Here is a 15848-nt window from a genome sequence, read left to right as displayed (position 1 = left end):
CCGCACGCACGCCCTGCATACCTTCTCACTCGACCCGCACTCCCGCAGGTTCCCCGAACCTCGCACCATCCGCTTCGCCACCTCGACCGAGACTGTTCCGCCAGAAGCCACGACGACATGACCGTGCACGGCTGAAAGGGCGACCTTGAGGCACAATTTCCGTCGTCGCATCTTCGGCAGGACTCGATACCGTAAGGTACGCGTTCGCCGTGGGCACGGCACACCGGCCCTGCCACAGACAATGAACACAGGAGGCGAAACATGAAACGCGTCTCACGCTCGTAGCCCATCCCGGTTGAACGGCCGCCGTATGCAATGCACCGTGCGGACCGGCGGCACGATCGGGATGGCGTTTCAGGAACGGCACGCAAACCATCATCTCACATGTACGGCGACATGCCTGCATGTATCGAAAATTTCGATACGAAAAGGAGTTATCCCATGACAAAGCTCATACTTGCCTTTCTGCTGCTTCTCATCCCATACGCCGCCCTGGCCGCAGACCTGAGCCCTGCGCAGTTCAAGGATGGAGCCGAGACACGCTGCATCCCCGGCTTGGACGACCAGGAATTCACGGAGGACAATTTCGCCGGAGCCTACAGTCTGGGTCCGGGCAAGTGCGTTTTCATCGAAGACGCTCGAAAACGGGGAGGCCAACTCGTGCTGCACGCCGACTGCCTCGGCCTGCACTGCCCGTTGTATCGGTTCAACAAGTTCGTCTACGTCTACGGGGCGCCTCCCGGAGCCGCCGCGCCGGTCCAGGGAACCGTGACCTTCATGTCCGACGGGTCCCAGGTGACGCAGATCATTCTGCAGCATGAAGGCAGGCAGGCGTACTTCCCCATGCGGCAGAAAATGGCGTGGGCGACCGCCGCGGCCGATGCGGGCCCGGTTGCCGCACGTCCCTGACATCGTCGGGCGCAACCTTGCCGGATTGCAACACGTTGATGGACGCGGCCTACCGCGACGCGGCGGGCCGCATCGTCGACGCCCGCTCCGCCTGCAACGCCGGCAACGGCGCGACGCTCATCGCGGCACGCCGCCAGGGAGGGTCATGCATCGTCGAATGCGGCCATGACGCCGTGCAGGTCAGCCGCCGCGACGAATGACGAACCGATGACGGCATGATGACGGACCGGCCGGGCAACACGACTGTTCGGCAAGCCCGTCGCAAAAAGCGAAGCCCGCTCCCTGAACGCACAGGGGCGGGCTTTTTGCGGGTGGTGGGAAGACTGCCGGAAAATTCAAGGAAATTTCGTTCCGGGCAAACCGGTTTGGCTTGCAGGGGGGCAGTTGCCAATTTTCGGGCATACCGCCCTCTCACCCCGTCATTCCCGCGAAGGCGGGAATCCATGCATTGCGGACGGTTCCTGAAGGCCGTGGGATGGATCCCCGCCTTCGCGGGGATGACACGGATGAGTTGCGACGGCCTGAACTCCGACCCGACGAAATGCCCCGTTCCCGGGAGCCGGCCGGAGGCGTTGCCCGCGAAGGCGAAACGGTTACTCCGTAGCCGCCGTATCCAGGGAATACGGCGTCAGGCTGCGCACGCCCTTCTCCGTGACCAGGACCGTCTGCTCGAACTGCGCCGACAGGCTGCCGTCGGCCGTGACCACGGTCCATTCGTCGTCCAGGCGCTTCACGCCCATCCCGCCCTGGTTGATCATGGGCTCGATGGTGAAGACCATGCCCGGCACCAGAACGATGCCCAGACCCGGCCGGCCCGTGTGGTTGACCTGGGGCGGCTCGTGAAAGGCGTGCCCGACCCCGTGCCCGACCAGTTCCCGGACCACGGAGTAGCCGGCGCCCTCGGCGTGGGTCTGGATGGCGTGCCCCACGTCGCCCAGAGTCGCGCCGGGCTTGACGGCTGCCATGCCGCGGGCCAGGCACTCGGCCGTGACCTCCACCAGGCGCCTGGCTTCGGGGGAGACCTCGCCCACGAGGAAGGTGCGGTTGGCGTCGGCGTACCAGCCGTTCAGAATGCTCGTCACGTCGACATTGACGATGTCCCCTTCGCCGATGACGCGCGGGCCGGGGATGCCATGGCAGATCTCGTCGTTGACGGACACGCACACGCTTTTGGGGAAACCCCGGTACCCCAGGGGCGCAGGCGTCGCGCCGTGCTCCAGGGTGAACTCGTGCACGAGGGTGTTCAGGGTGTCGGTGGTGACGCCGGGGCGGATGCTGGCCTGGATCATGTCCAGGGTGCGGACCACGAGGGCTCCGGCACGGGCGATGCCGTCGACGGCGGCCTTGTCCTTGAGGCGGATGCGGTAGCGCTTCCAGTATTCGGATTCCAGGTCGGGACTGAGTTTGCGGCGGTTGAGGCGGGCTTTGGTATTACGAAAAAGCATGGCTGTCCTGCGTTGGTTGTTCACCCGACCTTGGCGCAGAATTCCCCGGCTGTCCAGTGCCCCTCCGGCCGTTGCCTTCCACGGTGCTTTGGGCCATGGTGTCCGAAACACAGGAGGAAACCATGCCGACCATCGCCATCAAAGGAATGTCCTGCGCCCACTGCACCGGCTCCGTCACCAAGCTGCTCTCGTCCATGCCCGGCATCGCCAACGTCTCCGTGACCCTGACGCCCGGCCAGGCGACCTTCGACGCCGGCCCGGACGTGGACCTCACGGCCGTGAAGAACGCCATCCGCAAGATCGGCTTCGAGCCCCAGGATTAGCCGGATGTTTTCGACGCTGCGCAAACTGATCCTGCTGCTCCTGGGCATCCCCTTCGTCATCCTGGGCACCCGCTTTCTCCTCGACGCCGGGCAGAGCTACCTGACCTTCCGCGCGGCCGAGGCCTGGACGCCACAATCCGCGCGGGTCATCGCCGTGGAGCACCTCTCCGGCCCCGACCAGGCCCTGGGCAACCAGACCGTGGCGCGCTACGCCTACGAGTTCGGGGAGAGAAGCCACGAAGGGCAATTCTCGTGCATCGGGGACGAGTGCCCCCAGCCCGACCTGCACGAAACCCTGCGCGCGGCCCAGGCCGAAAACCGCACCGTGACCGTGCTGGTGGACCCGGACAGGCCCGAACGCTCCGTCCTGTATCGCCACCTGCATCTGCCCCTTTTCCTGCTGAAGGCCGGGGCGGGCCTCTTCTGCTTCGCCACGGGCTGCGTGGCCGTGATCTTCGGCGTCTATCTGCTGAGCGGCCAGGGCGCCCGCAAGGAGGACGCATGATCCACGTCACGGCGCGCGTCGCCCTGAAGCCCGGACAATCCCCGCTCTTCCTGCGCGAATTCCGCGAACTGGCGACGCTGGTGCGCCAGGAGGCCGGCTGCCTGGACTACTTTCCCACCCGGGACGTGCGCATGGACATGGACAGCCAGCGCTACGACCCGGACAGCGTGACCATCGTGGAAAGATGGGCCAGCCGATCCGCTTTGGAAAGGCACCTGCGCTCGGGGCACATGCGCGGCTTCCAGGAGAGGGTCTCGGACATCGTCCTGAACGTGTCCATGAGCATTGTCGAAGAAGTCTGAAGGGCCTGGGCCAGAGAATGCGAACCGCCCCTGCCGAACGTCCGGCCGGGGCGGTTTTTTTTTGCGGCGGACGTTACCCGGCGGCGAGGATGAGCAGGGCGTTGACGACGCTGGCGGCCAGGCTCGACCCGCCCTTGCGTCCGGCCACGGCGATGTAGGGGATGGCGTCCTGGGCCAGGAGCAGTTCCTTGGACTCGGCCGCGTTGACGAAGCCCACGGGCATGCCGACGACGAGCTTCGGCGGCCGCGCGCCGAGGGCGACGCGCTCCAGCAGGCGGTACAGGGCCGTGGGCGCGTTGCCGATGACGAAGATGTCCGCCCCGCCGCCGTCCATGACCTCGTCCACGGCCGCCCAGGCCCGCGTCACGCCCTCGGCCTTCGCCCTGGCCGCCACCCTCGGCTCGTCCATGAGGCAGCGCGCGGCGCAGCCCAGCGGGGTCAGGCGGCGGGCCGGGATACCCGAAAGGGCCATGCGCGTGTCCGTGACGATGTCCGCGCCCGCGCGCAGCGCGTCCATGCCGGCACGCACGGCGTCCGGGTGGAAGCGGATGTGGTTCAGGAGGTCGAAATCCGCCGTGGTGTGGACCATGCGCCGGGCCACGGCCCACTGCTCTCCGGCGAAGGGGCGCGGCTCGGGGACTTCGGCGTCGATGATGGCCAGGGACCGGGGCTCGATCTCCTCGGGCGGGACGTGGACGTACATGCGGTGTCCTTGCGGGCGGGCCGGAAGAGCCCGGGAAGGGGTTCTGGAAGGAGGGTCAGTTTTTCGCGGCCTCGTGGATCGTCAGGACGAAGAGGCTGGTCTGTTCGAAGAATTCCAGTTCGACGCGGCCGGCCACGGCGTCGTCCACGTCGAGCACGACCCGGGCGCGCTTGAAGGGCTTGTCCTCGTGCCCGAGACGAATCCTGCGGATCATGCGTCCCTGCACGTCGACGTCGCGCTGCAGCCCCGCCTCGGGCAGGGCGCCGTCGAAATCGCAGACCACGCGCACGGGCTGCGTCTGCCTGAGGGTGAAGACATCGGGCAGCACGGGGCCGTCGAGATAGACGAAGACCTTCTCCATGTTTCCCCGGCTCTCGAAGTCGACCCGCACCACGCGCTGCTCGCGAAAATCGAGGCAGCCCTTGTTCCTGAAGAGGACCGGGACCGGCACCTCGGATCCGGGCTTGAGCATTTCGGAATGGGAGAGGCCGGGGTTGAGCCCGGCAAAGGCCTCGCGGGCGCGCGTGTACTCGGACATCGACGAGATGCAGTTGGCTTCAAGGATCAGGCCGCGGATCGTGTCCCCGGCGACGACCTTGTGGCGGATCGTCTCGGGTTCGGCGGAAAAGGCGCCGGTCGGGCAGGCCGCGAAAATGCAGAACAGGAAAACGGCGACGCGTATGGGCAGTGTGTTCATGCGCAAATGACATCCATCGGTTTAACGATGCTCGAATCTCTGCAACCCTACCTAAGATTCCGGCAAAAGAAAACAATTTGAGATTTCAAATTTCGGACTGCAGCCGTTTCGCCGCCGGACCGGGTCCCGCGGTTGGAATCGGAGGCGGTTTCGGGTAAGCTCGCGCAGTCGCGCCCGCGCACACAGGCAGCGAACGCCGCCAAGGCGCCGCGCCGGGGAGAATCCTCATGAACACCGAAAGCACGCACCTGCCCGAAAGCGCGGAGCACCTGGCCCGGCTGGTGGCCGAGCTGGACGAAGCCAGACGGCAGGCCGAAACCGCCAGCCGCGTGAAGTCCCAGTTCCTGGCCAATTTCAGCCACGAAATCCGCACGCCCATGAACGCCATCATCGGCATGACGGACGTGGTCCTGAGCACGAAACTGGCCGCCGAGCAACGCCGCGCCCTGAACATCGTCAAGACGGCCTCCGAAGCCCTGCTGGACCTGATCAACGGCGTCCTGGACCTGTCCAAGATCGAGGCCGGCCAGTTCGAACTGGAACCGCGCGACTTCGACCTGCGCGCCGCCATCGAACGCACCGTCGGCACCCTGGGTCTCACCGCCGCCGAAAAGGGCCTTGAACTCGTCTGCCTCCTGCCCTGCGACCTGCCCCGCGAAGTACGCGGAGACCCCATCCGCCTGCGCCAGATTCTCATCAACCTGCTCGGCAACGCCCTCAAGTTCACGCCGTCAGGTCATGTCTGCTGCTCCTGCGAGGTCGCTGAAGTCCGCGAAGACTCGTGCCTGCTGCGCTTCCGCGTCGAGGACACGGGCATCGGCATCCCCCCGGACAAGCTGTCCGCCATCTTCGAGGACTTCACCCAGGTCGACAGCTCCTCCACCCGCGTCTACGGCGGCACGGGCCTCGGCCTGTCCATCGCCCGCAAGCTCGTGCGGCTCATGGGCGGCGACATCAACGTGGAGAGCGCCCCCGGCCACGGCAGCGCCTTCGTGTTCACGGCGCGCATGGGGCTTATCGCCCCGGCCGACACGACCCACGCCGGAGTCTTCGACAACGCGGCCAAGACCCTGGTCGTGGCCAACAACCGCCTCATCCGCCGCCAGGTCCGCCGCCTGCTCGAATTCTGGGGCCTGCCCTGCGAAACGGCCGAATGCATGGACTGCCTGGGACTTGAGGGCGAAGGGTTCGACCTCGTCATCCTCGACACGGACTTCGGCGACTTCGCCTGCATGGAGCTCATGGACCTCGGCGGAACCCTCCACGGCAAGCCGACCATCGTCCTGACCCAGATCGGCGACCGCTCCGTGACCGTCGGACCTGGCGGCGTCAAGGCGGTGCTGGCCAAGCCCCTCATGCAGGACGAACTGCTCAAGGCCCTGGCCGGGGTCTTCGGGCTGCGCCTGGAACTCGCGTCGGACGAACCGACCGGGGAGGAGCTGACCAGCCTGCGGCCCCTGGAAATCCTCCTGGTCGACGACGTTCCCACCAACCGGGAACTGGCCGAACTCCTGCTGCGGCGCATGGGCCAATCCATGCACCACGCCCGCGACGGCCTCGACGCCCTGACCATGCTTGGCCGCCACACCTACGACCTGGTCTTCATGGACCTGCAGATGCCCGTCATGGACGGCTTCACGGCCACGCAGGTCATCCGCGCCTGCGAGCAGGGCCGCCCCGCCCCCACGGACCTCGACGGCAGCATCCTCATCCGGGCCCTGCGCGAAAAGATCGCAGGGACGTTCACGCCCATCGTGGCCATGACCGCCCATTCCCTGCTGGAGGACAAACAGCGCTGCATGGACATCGGCATGAACGGCTACCTGACCAAGCCCCTGCGCGCCGAAGAGGTGCACGCCGTACTCGGCACGTTCGCGGGCTCCGGAGACGGGACGGAAGCCCAGGCCGCACAATCGGCGCCGGGCCAGGCCGGGCATGTCGTCCCGCCCGCCACGGATGAGGCCGCTCCATCCGATTCGGTCTGCGGGAGGGGCTGCTTCGAGCGCATCCTGGCCGCCCTGAGCGCCCAGTACGAACTGGAGCGGGACGAGGCCATGCCGCTGGTGCAGAGCCTGTTGGACTCCCTGGCGGAACACCGTGCTGGCCTGGAGGTCTGCCTGGCCGGGGCCGATGTGGCCGAGGCCGGTCGGCACGCCCACGCCGTCAAGGGGCTGCTGCTGAACATGGGGCTGACGCCGGAAGGGCTGGCCGCCAAGGCGGTGGAAGATCTGGCCAGGGCCGGCACGGATTTCGAGTCTTTTTCCCCGGCGGCCGGGAGCCTTCTGGACCTGACCGCGGGCATCGCGGCGGAGCTTCGGTCCGCCCTCAACGACCACAAGGAGGCAACATGAACACGCTGACCTGGCACGGCCACTCGGCCTTCGCCATAACATCCAAGGGCAGGACCATCCTCGTCGACCCCTGGTTCGACGGCAACCCCTCGGCCAAGACCACGGCCAAGAACGTCGAGGCCGACCTGGTCCTGGTGACCCATGACCACGGCGACCACGTTGGGCAGGCCCTCGAAATCTGCAAACGCACCGGCGCGTCGCTGGGGTGCATCGTGGAACTGGCCGCCAAGCTCAAGAGCCAGGGGCTGCCCGACAGCCAGATTCTGAACGGCATCGGCTTCAACATCGGCGGCACCGTGACCCACCACGGCGTCAGCGTGACCATGACCCAGGCCCACCACTCCTGCGAGGCCGGCGTGCCCACGGGCTTCATCATACGCCTGGAGGACGGCTACACGGTCTACCACGCCGGGGACACGGGCATCTTCTCGTCCATGGCCCTGTGGGGCAAGCTCCACCGCATCGATCTGGCCCTGTTGCCCATCGGCGGCGTCTTCACCATGGACGCGGCCCAGGCCGCCATGGCGACCATGATGCTTCGGTGCAAAAAGGTCGCACCCATGCACTGGGGGACCTTTCCGGTCCTGGACCAGAACGTGGACGCCTTCAGGAGGGAACTGGACAAGCTGGAATTGGGCGACGCCCTGATGCAGCTCGAAGTCGGCGTGCCAGTGGGGCTGGTGAGGTAAACCTGCGCAGGCCGCGTTGCGCGCAACCGCGATCAAGGCCCGGCCGGGGAAACCGACCGGGCCTTGCGCCGTTCTAGAGCGTCGGCGGCACGACCTCGCCGCTGGCGACCATGCGCTCGATCTGGTCCACGTCCTTGTCGCCGCGGCCCGAGAGATTGACGATGATGATGGTCTCCGGCGACAGCCCCGGCGCGATGCGCAGGGCGTGGGCCAGGGCGTGAGACGACTCCAGGGCCGGGATGATGCCCTCGGTGCGGGACAGGAGGAAGAAGGCGTCCAGGGCCTCCTTGTCGCTGGCGTGCACGTACTCGGCCCGGCCCGTGTCCTTCATGTGCGCGTGCTCGGGGCCGACGCTCGGGTAGTCGAGGCCGGCGGAGATGGAGTAGACCTCGGCCGGCTCGCCCTGGCCGTCCTTGAGCATGTAGGAGTTGAAGCCGTGCATGACGCCGGGTTCGCCCAGACAGAGGGTGGCGGCGTGCTGCCCGTAGCCCAGACCCCGGCCCGCAGGCTCCACGCCCACGAGCCTGACCTCGGGATGGGGGATGAATTCGGAGAAGAGACCCATGGCGTTGGAGCCGCCGCCGACGCAGGCGATGCAGTAGTCGGGCAGGCGCCCTTCGGCCTCCAGGATTTGGGCCTTGGCCTCGCGGCCGACGATGGACTGGAATTCGCGGACCATGAGGGGGTAGGGGTGCGGACCCACGGCCGAGCCGAGCAGATAGAACGTGTTCTGCGCGTCCTGAACCCAAGCCATGAGAGCCTCGTCCACGGCCTCCTTGAGGGTCTTCTGGCCGCTCTCGGCCGGCACGACCTTGGCGCCCATCATCTGCATGCGGAAGACGTTGAGCTTCTGGCGCTCCACGTCCACGGCGCCCATGTGGATGGTGCACTCCATGCCCATGAGCGCCGCCGTGGCGGCCGTGGCCACGCCGTGCTGGCCCGCGCCGGTCTCGGCGATGATCTTCTTCTTGCCCATGCGCTTGGCCAGCAGGATCTGGCCGATGGTGTTGTTGACCTTGTGGGCGCCGAGGTGGTTCAGGTCCTCGCGCTTGAGGTAGATCTTGGCCCCGCCGCAGCGGCTGGTCAGGTTGGCGCAGAAGTAGAGCGGGTTGGGCCGCCCGGTGAACTGCCGCTGGTAATACTCGTATTCCTTGATGAATTCCGGGTCGTTGCGGTAACGTTCAAAGGCCTGGGCCAGCTCGTTCAGGATGTCCCTGATGGGTTCCGGTACGTACTGGCCGCCGTAGGCGCCGAAAAATCCGTCGGCTGTGGGCATGGTCATGGGGTGTCTCCTTGGAGTTCGGGTAAAAAAAAACCGCGGTCAGTGTTGCACTGCCGCGGCTGATGTTCGCTTCTTCCCTTACGGGTCGGGTTTTCAGGCCAAGACGCATCCCACGGCATGTTTCTCATGCCGCCACCAAAGGAGGGAAAGGGTCGTGACCGTGGTATTCATGGATCAGTCGATTGCCCGCGGAGGGGGAATTTGTCAAGGGATAATCGATCGTATATGGGAAGGCCTCACCATCACTTCCAGGAGCACGCGCATGATCACCACCAACGATACCGCCGTCTGGCACGACCTCATCCCCGGCATCCGGGTCAGCACCCTCGTCCACGGGGAGAAGACCCTGATGGCCCGCTTCGAACTGCAGGAGAAGTCCTTCCTGCCCATGCATTCCCACGTGCACGAGCAGGCCGGTTACCTCGTCTCGGGCCGCATGACCATGACCATCGGCGGCGTGGAGCACCATTTCGGCCCCGGCGACAGCTGGTGCATCGCCTCGGGCGTCGAGCACGGCGCCGTCGTCCACGAAACGGCTCTCGCCATCGAGGTCTTCAGCCCGGTGCGCGAAGATTACATGCCCTATCTGGCGCAAAGGAAATAGCATGCCCATCGTCAGCATCCGCATGGCGAGGGGCCGCGACATCGACTGCAAGCGCAGGCTGGCGGCCGATGTGACCAGGGCCGTGGCGCAGTCCCTGGATCTCCCGCCGGAGCTGGTCTCCATCCAGATCGAGGAGTTCGACCGGGAAAACTGGGCCACGGGCGGCGAACTGCACATCGACAAATTCGGACCGGGATTCGGCAAGCCATGACGCCCGAAGCCTTTTCCCGCACCCTGGCTGTCACGGAAGTCTCAACGGCCTGCGAGGCCCTGGCCGGCCTGACCGGCCTGCCCAAGGCCCGCGTCAAGGACTGCATGGCCAAGGGGGGCGTGTGGTGGCGCCGGCCCGGCCGCAAGGCGTCGCGCCTGCGCCGGGCGACGGCCGAAGTGAAACCGGGCGACAGCCTGGAGATGAATTACGACCCTGCCCTGCTGGCCCTGGTCCCGGCCGGGCCGGAACTCGTCTTCAACGGCAGGCGCTGGTCCGTGTGGAACAAGCCGGCGGGAGTGCTGTCCCAGGGCACCCGCTTCGCGGACCACTGCGCCCTGCCCCGCCTTGCCCAGGCAGCCCTCGGGGCCAGAAACGAACTGCACCCCGTGCACCGGCTGGACCGCGAGGCGCGCGGGCTCATCCTCCTGGCCCACGACGCGGCGGCCGCTGCGAAACTGGGGGAACTGTTCCGGCAGGGAGGTGTGCACAAGGAATACATGGCCATCGTGCGCGGCGTTCCGGACTGGACGGAGGTGACGGTGGGCGAACCTATGGACGGCAGGGAAAGCCGGTCCGCCTTCACGGTGCTGCGGCGCGATCAGGACGCGGGGAACGCGCTGCTGACTGCGCGCATCGACACGGGCCGCAAGCACCAGATCCGCCGGCACCTGGCCGGTCTGGGGCATCCGGTCATGGGGGACCCGCGCTACGGCCGCGACAACGCCTGCCCGCAGGGACTGCAACTTCTGGCCGTGAGCATGAGCCTGACCTGCCCCTTCACGCATACGCACCACACGTGGACCCTGCCGCCCCTGCCCTTCCCCCTGCGCGGCTGAGGCGCGCCGCGCTGCATCCTCGTCAGGGCCCGGCCAGCGGCAGTCCTGCCTTGACCCATTCGGCGATCCCGCCATCCAGGATGTACATCCTCGAAAAGCCGAGCTTCGTCATCGCCCGCAGGGCCAGGGTGCTCTGCCTGCCCTTCTGGCAGTAGAGCAGAATCGTCGCGTCGCGATCCAGCAGGGAGACCATGCGCTGAAAATTCGTGGCGTAGTAGTTCATCGGCCGCGCGCCTTCAATATGCCCCTGTCGATATTCGTCGGGAGTGCGCAAATCCAGTATGACAAATGCATCGTTGCCTTTGTTCTGTTCAATCAGCGCCTGCACTTCTTGTGCGGAAAGCAGCAGCTCGTCCGCCATCGCGAAACAGATGGGAACACATGCGAACAACAGGAGAAAAAGGAGTATCTGGACAATTCTTGCGTTTTTCAATGCTTCGCCCCACATGTATTCGACACGAGACAACACGGCCTGATCCGACACTCGATCAAGCTACGCAATCGACGCCATCTTTGCAACCCGGAGCGTCAGCCCCCTGCCTCCCGCCCAGGCGCTCGCGTGAGGGCGGCCGCAGTCCGGCCGGCCGAGCCAGCCCGGACTCCAATGCCGTCGCCACGCGGCCAGGGGGCTCTCATTTTCCGCCACGTCCTTGCCCATAGCCGACCTGCGGGCCGGTCTCCATCAACTGGTCCCGGCCGCCTGATTTCACTGAAAGTTTCATCGAAGCGAACGATTTTCAGCAAATCATTGCCAAAAGGTTCCCGGAGCGTTATGTTTTTCTCAAATACCGCCTGCATTTCCGCCTGACATCACGCACTGGCCGCACCACCGCCCTCTCGCGCCGCAGCACCCCAGACGACGGTCCCGGGCCGCTTTCCGGCCGGGTGACATACTCAGAGGAGGAACACATGACACATCAAATGTCCTTCAAGATGCACCAGAAAGAGGTCGAACCGCGCTATCGCACCCAGATCGACGCGGCGGAATCGACGGAAGACGTGCGCAAGTTTTTCGAACGCACCGTCCACAGCTTTCTGGAGAAAGCCATCGGGGACCGGATCGAGATCGAGCCCGGGGATGTGACCTTCGACCCGGACGGCGATCCTGCCTACCGGCTCAGTCCGCGCATGCTCGAAAACGAGAATTTCAGAGAAATCGACGAAGGTTCGGATCTCTCGACCATACTGGCCCTGCTGTCCGGCCGGGCCCTCAACAGATACAAGCATCTGGCGACCAAGCATCCGGACAAGACCGAGTCCAAGATATTCCAGGTCCCGGGTCCGAGGAGCTACTAATCAGGCTGAAAGGGGCATTTTCCCCACAACTGTTTCCCAACGAGAAAAGGAGGACGTCATGAAGATCCTGGCAGCCATCGATCAGTCGGAATACGCCACGCTGGTGCTGACGAAGGCCATGAAGCTCGCGGCTCAGGAAGGCGCGGCCCTCACGGCTCTGACCGTCTCCAACGCGCCGTACACGAACCTGTATCTCGGCGAAATCTCGGGCGAGTTTCTGGAGAAGATGCGCGAGGGCGTGCAGAAGACCGTCAGCCGCGCCCAGGAGCAGGCCAAGGCCGCAGGAGCAAAGGTCGATGTCGTGGTCGAGGAGAGCCCGTCGGCGGCCGACGCCATCGTCAAGTACGCCGAAAAGAACAAGATCGACCTCATCGTCATCGGCAACAAGGGCGCCGGGGCCGTGGAACGCTTCCTCATCGGCAGCGTTTCGAGCCAGGTCGTGACCCACTCGCCGTGCTCGGTGCTGGTGGTCAAGAAGTAGCGACGCGACGGGGCCTGGAAGACCGATGGCGGCGTCAGGCCCCTCGCCCCGCAATGGACGCGGCACGACTCCGGATCGAGGCCCGCGTTTCACGATACCCCCTCCGAATATCGTTCCACGCGCTGTCCGGAGGGGCAATGTTCCACGAAAAAAGGCGCCACCAGTTGACGCCTTTTTTCGTTGCGGTGACGAAGTGCGCTCAGACCATCCCGCGCAACGCGTCCAGAATGCCGTCGCGGTTGATGCCGAGCCTGGCCCGCAACTCCTTCTGGCTGCCGTGTTCGACGAACTGGTCCGGCACCCCAAGACGCTTGACCCGCAAGCTCCCCAGGGCGCCGCGGTCGGACAGAAGCTCCAGCACGGCCGAACCGAAGCCCCCGGCCAGGGCGTTCTCCTCCACCGTCAGCATGAAGGGCTGCGACGCGGCCAGAGCCAGGAGCTGCGCCTCGGGCAGGGGTTTGACGAAGCGCGCGTTGAACACGGCCACTTCCTTTCCCGTCTCCTCGGCGAAGACCCGTGCCGCATCCAGGGCCGGAGTGACCCGGCTGCCCAGGGCCACGATGACGCCGTCGGTGCCTTCGCGCAGCAGTTCGCCCTGCCCGATGGGCAGAATTTCCGGCTTTTCGGCCAGGGCCGAGCCTTCGCCCACGCCGCGCGGGTAGCGCACGGCCACGGGGCCTGCGTAGGCCAGGGCCGTGGCCAGCATGTGCTGCAATTCGGGCTCGTTGCGCGGGGCCATGAGCACGAGGTTCGGGATGTGGCGAAGGAAGGACAGGTCGAACACGCCGTGGTGCGTGGCCCCGTCCTCGCCCACCAGGCCGCCGCGGTCCAGGCAGAAGGTCACGTTAAGGTTCTGCAGGCAGACGTCGTGCACGATCTGGTCGTAGGAGCGCTGCATGAAGGTCGAGTAGATGGCCACCACGGGCTTCACGCCCTGCGAGGCCAGGCCCGCGGCGAAGGTCACGGCGTGCTGTTCGCAGATGCCGACGTCGAAGAATCGGTCCGGGTAGCGCTCCGAGAAGCAGGCCACGCCCGTGCCTTCGGGCATGGCGGCCGTGATGGCCACGATCTTGTCGTCCCTCGCCGCCAGGTCGCAGAGGGTGGAGCCGAAAACGTCCGTGTAGGTCGGCAGCGAGCAGACGCCGAACTTGCGGGCCACGCCCGTCTCGGGCTCGAAGCAGCCCACGCCGTGAAAATAGGTCGGGTTGGTCTCGGCCGGTTCGTAGCCCTTGCCCTTCTTGGTCAGGACATGGACCAGGATGGGGCCTTCGAGCCCCTTGGCCTGCTCCAGGACGCTCGTCAGCTGGCGCATGTCGTGCCCCTTGATGGGGCCGATGTAGGTGAAGCGGAAGGCCTCGAAGAGCATGCCGGGGGTGAAGAAGCTCTTGAAGGAGTCCTCGCTGCGGCGGGCGTAGTCGGCCAGGTCGTCGCCGATCTTGGGAATCTGGCGCATGATGGCCTCGGCCTCCTTCTTGAACCGCTGCACCCAGCGCATGGACAGCTTGCGGCTCAGAAAGGACGACAGGGCGCCGACGTTGCGGGAGATGGACATCTCGTTGTCGTTCAGGACGACGATGAGGTCCTTGCCCAGCCCCCCGGCCTGGTTCAAACCCTCGTAGGCCAGGCCCGCGGTCATGGAGCCGTCGCCGATGACGGCCACGACCTTGTTGTCCCGCCGGCCCAAGTCGCGGGCCGCGGCCATGCCCAGGGCGGCGGAGATGGACGTCGAGGAGTGTCCCACCCCGAAGTGGTCGAAGGGGCTCTCGCCCAGGCGCGGAAACCCGCTGATGCCGCCGAGCTGGCGCAGGGTGTGAAAACGCGCCAGGCGGCCCGTCAACAGCTTGTAGGCATAGGCCTGATGACCCACGTCCCAGACGATGCGGTCATGGGCGGGGTTGAACACGCGCAGCAGCGCCATGGTCAGCTCCACCACGCCCAGGGACGGGGCCAGATGGCCGCCCGTGGACGAGACGGTCTGGATGATCATGCGGCGGATCTCTTCGCCCAGCCTGGTCAGGCCCTTCTCGTCCAGCCTCTGGATGTCGCCGGGCTGTCGGATGCCGGCCAGGGTGGGGAAAAGTTCCTGCAGGGTTTGCTCGGTCATGGATGCTCCTAATGCGTTCGATCCAGAATGTACCCGGCCACGGCGCGCAGGAAATCGGCGCGCGGGTGCGAAAAGCCGTCCAGGGCGCCCACTGCCCGATCCACGCTCTCGCGAGCAAGGGCGCGGCTTCTATCGATGCCCATGAGCGCCGGATAGGTGGACTTGCCCCGGGCTTCGTCGCTGCCGGCGGGCTTGCCCAAGTCGGCCGTGTCCCCGACCACGTCGAGGATGTCGTCCGTGACCTGGAAGGCCAGGCCCACGGCCTGGCCGTATTCCGAGGCCCGGGCCAGGGCGGCCTCGTCCCCGCCGCCGAGGATGCAGCCGGTCACGCAGGACGACTCGATGAGGGCCCCGGTCTTCATGGCGTGCATGGTCCGAAGCAGCGAGAGGTCGGCGCCCTTGCCCGTGAGGTCCATGTCCAGGACCTGGCCGCCGACCATGCCACGCGGGCCGGCCGCGGTCGAGAGATGAAATATGGCCTTAATAACCCGCTCGGCCGGCAGTTTCAGGGCCGAGGCCAAAGTGAAGGCCTCGGTCAGCAGACCGTCACCGGCCAGGATGGCCGTGGCCTCGTCGAACTGCCTGTGGTTGGAGGGCTTGCCCCGGCGCAGGTCGTCGTCGTCCATGGCGGGCAGGTCGTCGTGGATGAGTGAGTAGGTGTGGATGCATTCGATGGCGCAGGCGAAATCGAGCACCTCGTCGAGACGCCCCCCGACAAGCTCGGCCCAGGCCAGGCAGAGCACGGGCCGCAGGCGCTTGCCGCCGGCCATGAGGGAATAGTCCATGGAGGCGACCAGATGCGCGGGCGTGCCCCCGTCAGCGAAAACCGTGGCCAGGCGCCCTTCCACCAGCACGCCGAGGGCCTTCAGCTCGGCCTTCATGTCCTGCGGCGTCATGCGTCCTCTCCCGCTTCCGGGCCGGGCTCCTGCCCGGCGTTCTCGACGATGACGCGGGCCTGCTCCAGCTCGGCCGAACACTCCCGGGACAGGCGCACGCCCTCCTGAAAGAGCTTGACCCCCTGCTCCAAAGGAAGCTCCCCGCCCTCAAGCAAAGCCGTGATCTCCCTGACCCGTTCCAGCCGCTTTTCGAAACTCAGTGTCTTCGCCATAT

The 15848-nt window shown here is 66.1% G+C and carries 20 protein-coding genes; 12 read left to right on the top strand and 8 right to left on the bottom strand.

Features of this window, described 5'->3' with window-relative positions:
- The first annotated feature begins 441 nt into the window (after positions 1 to 441).
- On the top strand, positions 442 to 909 hold the full coding sequence (locus ACYQ3G_RS08730; protein WP_459824902.1) for a hypothetical protein: 468 nt from the start codon (positions 442 to 444) through the stop codon (positions 907 to 909).
- Positions 910 to 947: 38 nt separating this feature from the next.
- A complete protein-coding gene (locus ACYQ3G_RS08725) occupies positions 948 to 1109 on the top strand; it encodes a hypothetical protein (protein WP_459824900.1) in 162 nt (53 codons plus the stop codon).
- 393 nt (positions 1110 to 1502) lie between these two features.
- Here the strand turns inward: ACYQ3G_RS08725 and map are convergent, their stop codons facing one another.
- Complete coding sequence (map, locus tag ACYQ3G_RS08720) at positions 1503 to 2354, bottom strand: type I methionyl aminopeptidase (RefSeq protein ID WP_459824896.1); 852 nt, start codon at positions 2352 to 2354, stop codon at positions 1503 to 1505.
- A gap of 122 nt (positions 2355 to 2476) precedes the next feature.
- Here map and ACYQ3G_RS08715 point away from each other — a divergent pair, with 122 nt between their 5' ends.
- Genes ACYQ3G_RS08715 through ACYQ3G_RS08705 form a run of 3 tightly spaced genes read left to right on the top strand, consistent with a single transcriptional unit; the run spans position 2477 to position 3484 of the window.
- Positions 2477 to 2677, top strand: a complete 201-nt coding sequence (locus tag ACYQ3G_RS08715; RefSeq protein ID WP_459824893.1) for a heavy-metal-associated domain-containing protein — start codon at positions 2477 to 2479, stop codon at positions 2675 to 2677.
- Between the two features lie 4 nt (positions 2678 to 2681).
- The gene (locus ACYQ3G_RS08710) at positions 2682 to 3182 is read left to right on the top strand and encodes a DUF3592 domain-containing protein (RefSeq protein ID WP_459824891.1); all 501 of its coding nucleotides are present in this window, start codon (positions 2682 to 2684) and stop codon (positions 3180 to 3182) included.
- Positions 3179 to 3484, top strand: a complete 306-nt coding sequence (locus ACYQ3G_RS08705) for a putative quinol monooxygenase (protein WP_459824889.1) — start codon at positions 3179 to 3181, stop codon at positions 3482 to 3484. Before ACYQ3G_RS08710 ends, ACYQ3G_RS08705 begins: the two co-directional genes overlap by 4 nt.
- 73 nt (positions 3485 to 3557) lie before the next feature.
- Here the strand turns inward: ACYQ3G_RS08705 and ACYQ3G_RS08700 are convergent, their stop codons facing one another.
- Positions 3558 to 4187: a precorrin-8X methylmutase gene (locus ACYQ3G_RS08700; RefSeq protein ID WP_459824887.1), complete on the bottom strand. Its 630-nt coding sequence runs from the start codon at positions 4185 to 4187 to the stop codon at positions 3558 to 3560.
- 55 nt (positions 4188 to 4242) lie between these two features.
- The gene (locus ACYQ3G_RS08695; RefSeq protein WP_459824884.1) at positions 4243 to 4884 is read right to left on the bottom strand and encodes an AMIN domain-containing protein; all 642 of its coding nucleotides are present in this window, start codon (positions 4882 to 4884) and stop codon (positions 4243 to 4245) included.
- Between the two features lie 227 nt (positions 4885 to 5111).
- Between ACYQ3G_RS08695 and ACYQ3G_RS08690 the strand changes: the two genes are divergently transcribed.
- Both ACYQ3G_RS08690 and ACYQ3G_RS08685 read left to right on the top strand, forming a co-directional pair.
- On the top strand, positions 5112 to 7235 hold the full coding sequence (locus ACYQ3G_RS08690; RefSeq protein WP_459824881.1) for a hybrid sensor histidine kinase/response regulator: 2124 nt from the start codon (positions 5112 to 5114) through the stop codon (positions 7233 to 7235).
- A complete protein-coding gene (locus tag ACYQ3G_RS08685) occupies positions 7232 to 7924 on the top strand; it encodes a metal-dependent hydrolase (protein ID WP_459824878.1) in 693 nt (230 codons plus the stop codon). Before ACYQ3G_RS08690 ends, ACYQ3G_RS08685 begins: the two co-directional genes overlap by 4 nt.
- A gap of 73 nt (positions 7925 to 7997) precedes the next feature.
- Here ACYQ3G_RS08685 and trpB read toward each other — a convergent pair whose 3' ends face one another.
- Positions 7998 to 9206, bottom strand: a complete 1209-nt coding sequence (gene trpB / locus ACYQ3G_RS08680; protein ID WP_459824876.1) for a tryptophan synthase subunit beta — start codon at positions 9204 to 9206, stop codon at positions 7998 to 8000.
- Between the two features lie 262 nt (positions 9207 to 9468).
- Between trpB and ACYQ3G_RS08675 the strand changes: the two genes are divergently transcribed.
- The 3 genes from ACYQ3G_RS08675 to ACYQ3G_RS08665 are packed head-to-tail and all read left to right on the top strand — an operon-like array spanning position 9469 to position 10857.
- Entirely contained in the window at positions 9469 to 9810 is a 342-nt protein-coding gene (locus ACYQ3G_RS08675) for a cupin domain-containing protein (RefSeq protein ID WP_459824874.1), read from the top strand.
- Position 9811: 1 nt separating this feature from the next.
- Entirely contained in the window at positions 9812 to 10021 is a 210-nt protein-coding gene (locus ACYQ3G_RS08670) for a tautomerase family protein (RefSeq protein ID WP_459824871.1), read from the top strand.
- Entirely contained in the window at positions 10018 to 10857 is an 840-nt protein-coding gene (locus ACYQ3G_RS08665; RefSeq protein WP_459824869.1) for a pseudouridine synthase, read from the top strand. Before ACYQ3G_RS08670 ends, ACYQ3G_RS08665 begins: the two co-directional genes overlap by 4 nt.
- Before the next feature lie 22 nt (positions 10858 to 10879).
- Here the strand turns inward: ACYQ3G_RS08665 and ACYQ3G_RS08660 are convergent, their stop codons facing one another.
- Positions 10880 to 11326 (bottom strand): rhodanese-like domain-containing protein, encoded by a 447-nt coding sequence (locus ACYQ3G_RS08660; RefSeq protein ID WP_459824867.1) that lies wholly within the window; start codon positions 11324 to 11326, stop codon positions 10880 to 10882.
- Positions 11327 to 11766: 440 nt separating this feature from the next.
- Between ACYQ3G_RS08660 and ACYQ3G_RS08655 the strand changes: the two genes are divergently transcribed.
- Positions 11767 to 12153, top strand: a complete 387-nt coding sequence (locus ACYQ3G_RS08655; protein WP_028578542.1) for a hypothetical protein — start codon at positions 11767 to 11769, stop codon at positions 12151 to 12153.
- 58 nt (positions 12154 to 12211) lie between these two features.
- Entirely contained in the window at positions 12212 to 12634 is a 423-nt protein-coding gene (locus tag ACYQ3G_RS08650) for a universal stress protein (RefSeq protein ID WP_459824864.1), read from the top strand.
- Between the two features lie 199 nt (positions 12635 to 12833).
- On the opposite strand, the gene dxs is transcribed toward ACYQ3G_RS08650, so the two are convergent.
- The 3 genes from dxs to xseB are packed head-to-tail and all read right to left on the bottom strand — an operon-like array spanning position 12834 to position 15846.
- Positions 12834 to 14738 carry a 1-deoxy-D-xylulose-5-phosphate synthase gene (dxs, locus tag ACYQ3G_RS08645; RefSeq protein ID WP_459824862.1) on the bottom strand — a complete coding sequence of 635 codons (1905 nt, stop codon included), beginning with the start codon at positions 14736 to 14738 and terminating at the stop codon, positions 12834 to 12836.
- Between the two features lie 8 nt (positions 14739 to 14746).
- Entirely contained in the window at positions 14747 to 15634 is an 888-nt protein-coding gene (locus ACYQ3G_RS08640; protein WP_459824860.1) for a polyprenyl synthetase family protein, read from the bottom strand.
- A complete protein-coding gene (gene xseB, locus ACYQ3G_RS08635; protein WP_459824858.1) occupies positions 15631 to 15846 on the bottom strand; it encodes an exodeoxyribonuclease VII small subunit in 216 nt (71 codons plus the stop codon). Before xseB ends, ACYQ3G_RS08640 begins: the two co-directional genes overlap by 4 nt.
- Between the last annotated feature and the right edge of the window lie 2 nt (positions 15847 to 15848).

The sequence above is a fragment of the Desulfomicrobium salsuginis genome, assembly GCF_054657795.1.
This window is presented reverse-complemented; position numbering and strand designations above follow the sequence as displayed.

Bases quoted from the DNA above. Each gene is read 5' to 3' on its own strand.
- ACYQ3G_RS08730 (WP_459824902.1), top strand. From the start codon at position 442: ATGACAAAGCTCATACTTGCCTTTCTGCTGCTTCTCATCCCATACGCC.
- ACYQ3G_RS08725 (WP_459824900.1), top strand. From the start codon at position 948: ATGGACGCGGCCTACCGCGACGCGGCGGGCCGCATCGTCGACGCCCGC.
- map (WP_459824896.1), bottom strand. From the start codon at position 2,354: ATGCTTTTTCGTAATACCAAAGCCCGCCTCAACCGCCGCAAACTCAGT.
- ACYQ3G_RS08715 (WP_459824893.1), top strand. From the start codon at position 2,477: ATGCCGACCATCGCCATCAAAGGAATGTCCTGCGCCCACTGCACCGGC.
- ACYQ3G_RS08710 (WP_459824891.1), top strand. From the start codon at position 2,682: ATGTTTTCGACGCTGCGCAAACTGATCCTGCTGCTCCTGGGCATCCCC.
- ACYQ3G_RS08705 (WP_459824889.1), top strand. From the start codon at position 3,179: ATGATCCACGTCACGGCGCGCGTCGCCCTGAAGCCCGGACAATCCCCG.
- ACYQ3G_RS08700 (WP_459824887.1), bottom strand. From the start codon at position 4,187: ATGTACGTCCACGTCCCGCCCGAGGAGATCGAGCCCCGGTCCCTGGCC.
- ACYQ3G_RS08695 (WP_459824884.1), bottom strand. From the start codon at position 4,884: ATGAACACACTGCCCATACGCGTCGCCGTTTTCCTGTTCTGCATTTTC.
- ACYQ3G_RS08690 (WP_459824881.1), top strand. From the start codon at position 5,112: ATGAACACCGAAAGCACGCACCTGCCCGAAAGCGCGGAGCACCTGGCC.
- ACYQ3G_RS08685 (WP_459824878.1), top strand. From the start codon at position 7,232: ATGAACACGCTGACCTGGCACGGCCACTCGGCCTTCGCCATAACATCC.
- trpB (WP_459824876.1), bottom strand. From the start codon at position 9,206: ATGACCATGCCCACAGCCGACGGATTTTTCGGCGCCTACGGCGGCCAG.
- ACYQ3G_RS08675 (WP_459824874.1), top strand. From the start codon at position 9,469: ATGATCACCACCAACGATACCGCCGTCTGGCACGACCTCATCCCCGGC.
- ACYQ3G_RS08670 (WP_459824871.1), top strand. From the start codon at position 9,812: ATGCCCATCGTCAGCATCCGCATGGCGAGGGGCCGCGACATCGACTGC.
- ACYQ3G_RS08665 (WP_459824869.1), top strand. From the start codon at position 10,018: ATGACGCCCGAAGCCTTTTCCCGCACCCTGGCTGTCACGGAAGTCTCA.
- ACYQ3G_RS08655 (WP_028578542.1), top strand. From the start codon at position 11,767: ATGACACATCAAATGTCCTTCAAGATGCACCAGAAAGAGGTCGAACCG.
- ACYQ3G_RS08650 (WP_459824864.1), top strand. From the start codon at position 12,212: ATGAAGATCCTGGCAGCCATCGATCAGTCGGAATACGCCACGCTGGTG.
- dxs (WP_459824862.1), bottom strand. From the start codon at position 14,738: ATGACCGAGCAAACCCTGCAGGAACTTTTCCCCACCCTGGCCGGCATC.
- ACYQ3G_RS08640 (WP_459824860.1), bottom strand. From the start codon at position 15,634: ATGACGCCGCAGGACATGAAGGCCGAGCTGAAGGCCCTCGGCGTGCTG.
- xseB (WP_459824858.1), bottom strand. From the start codon at position 15,846: ATGGCGAAGACACTGAGTTTCGAAAAGCGGCTGGAACGGGTCAGGGAG.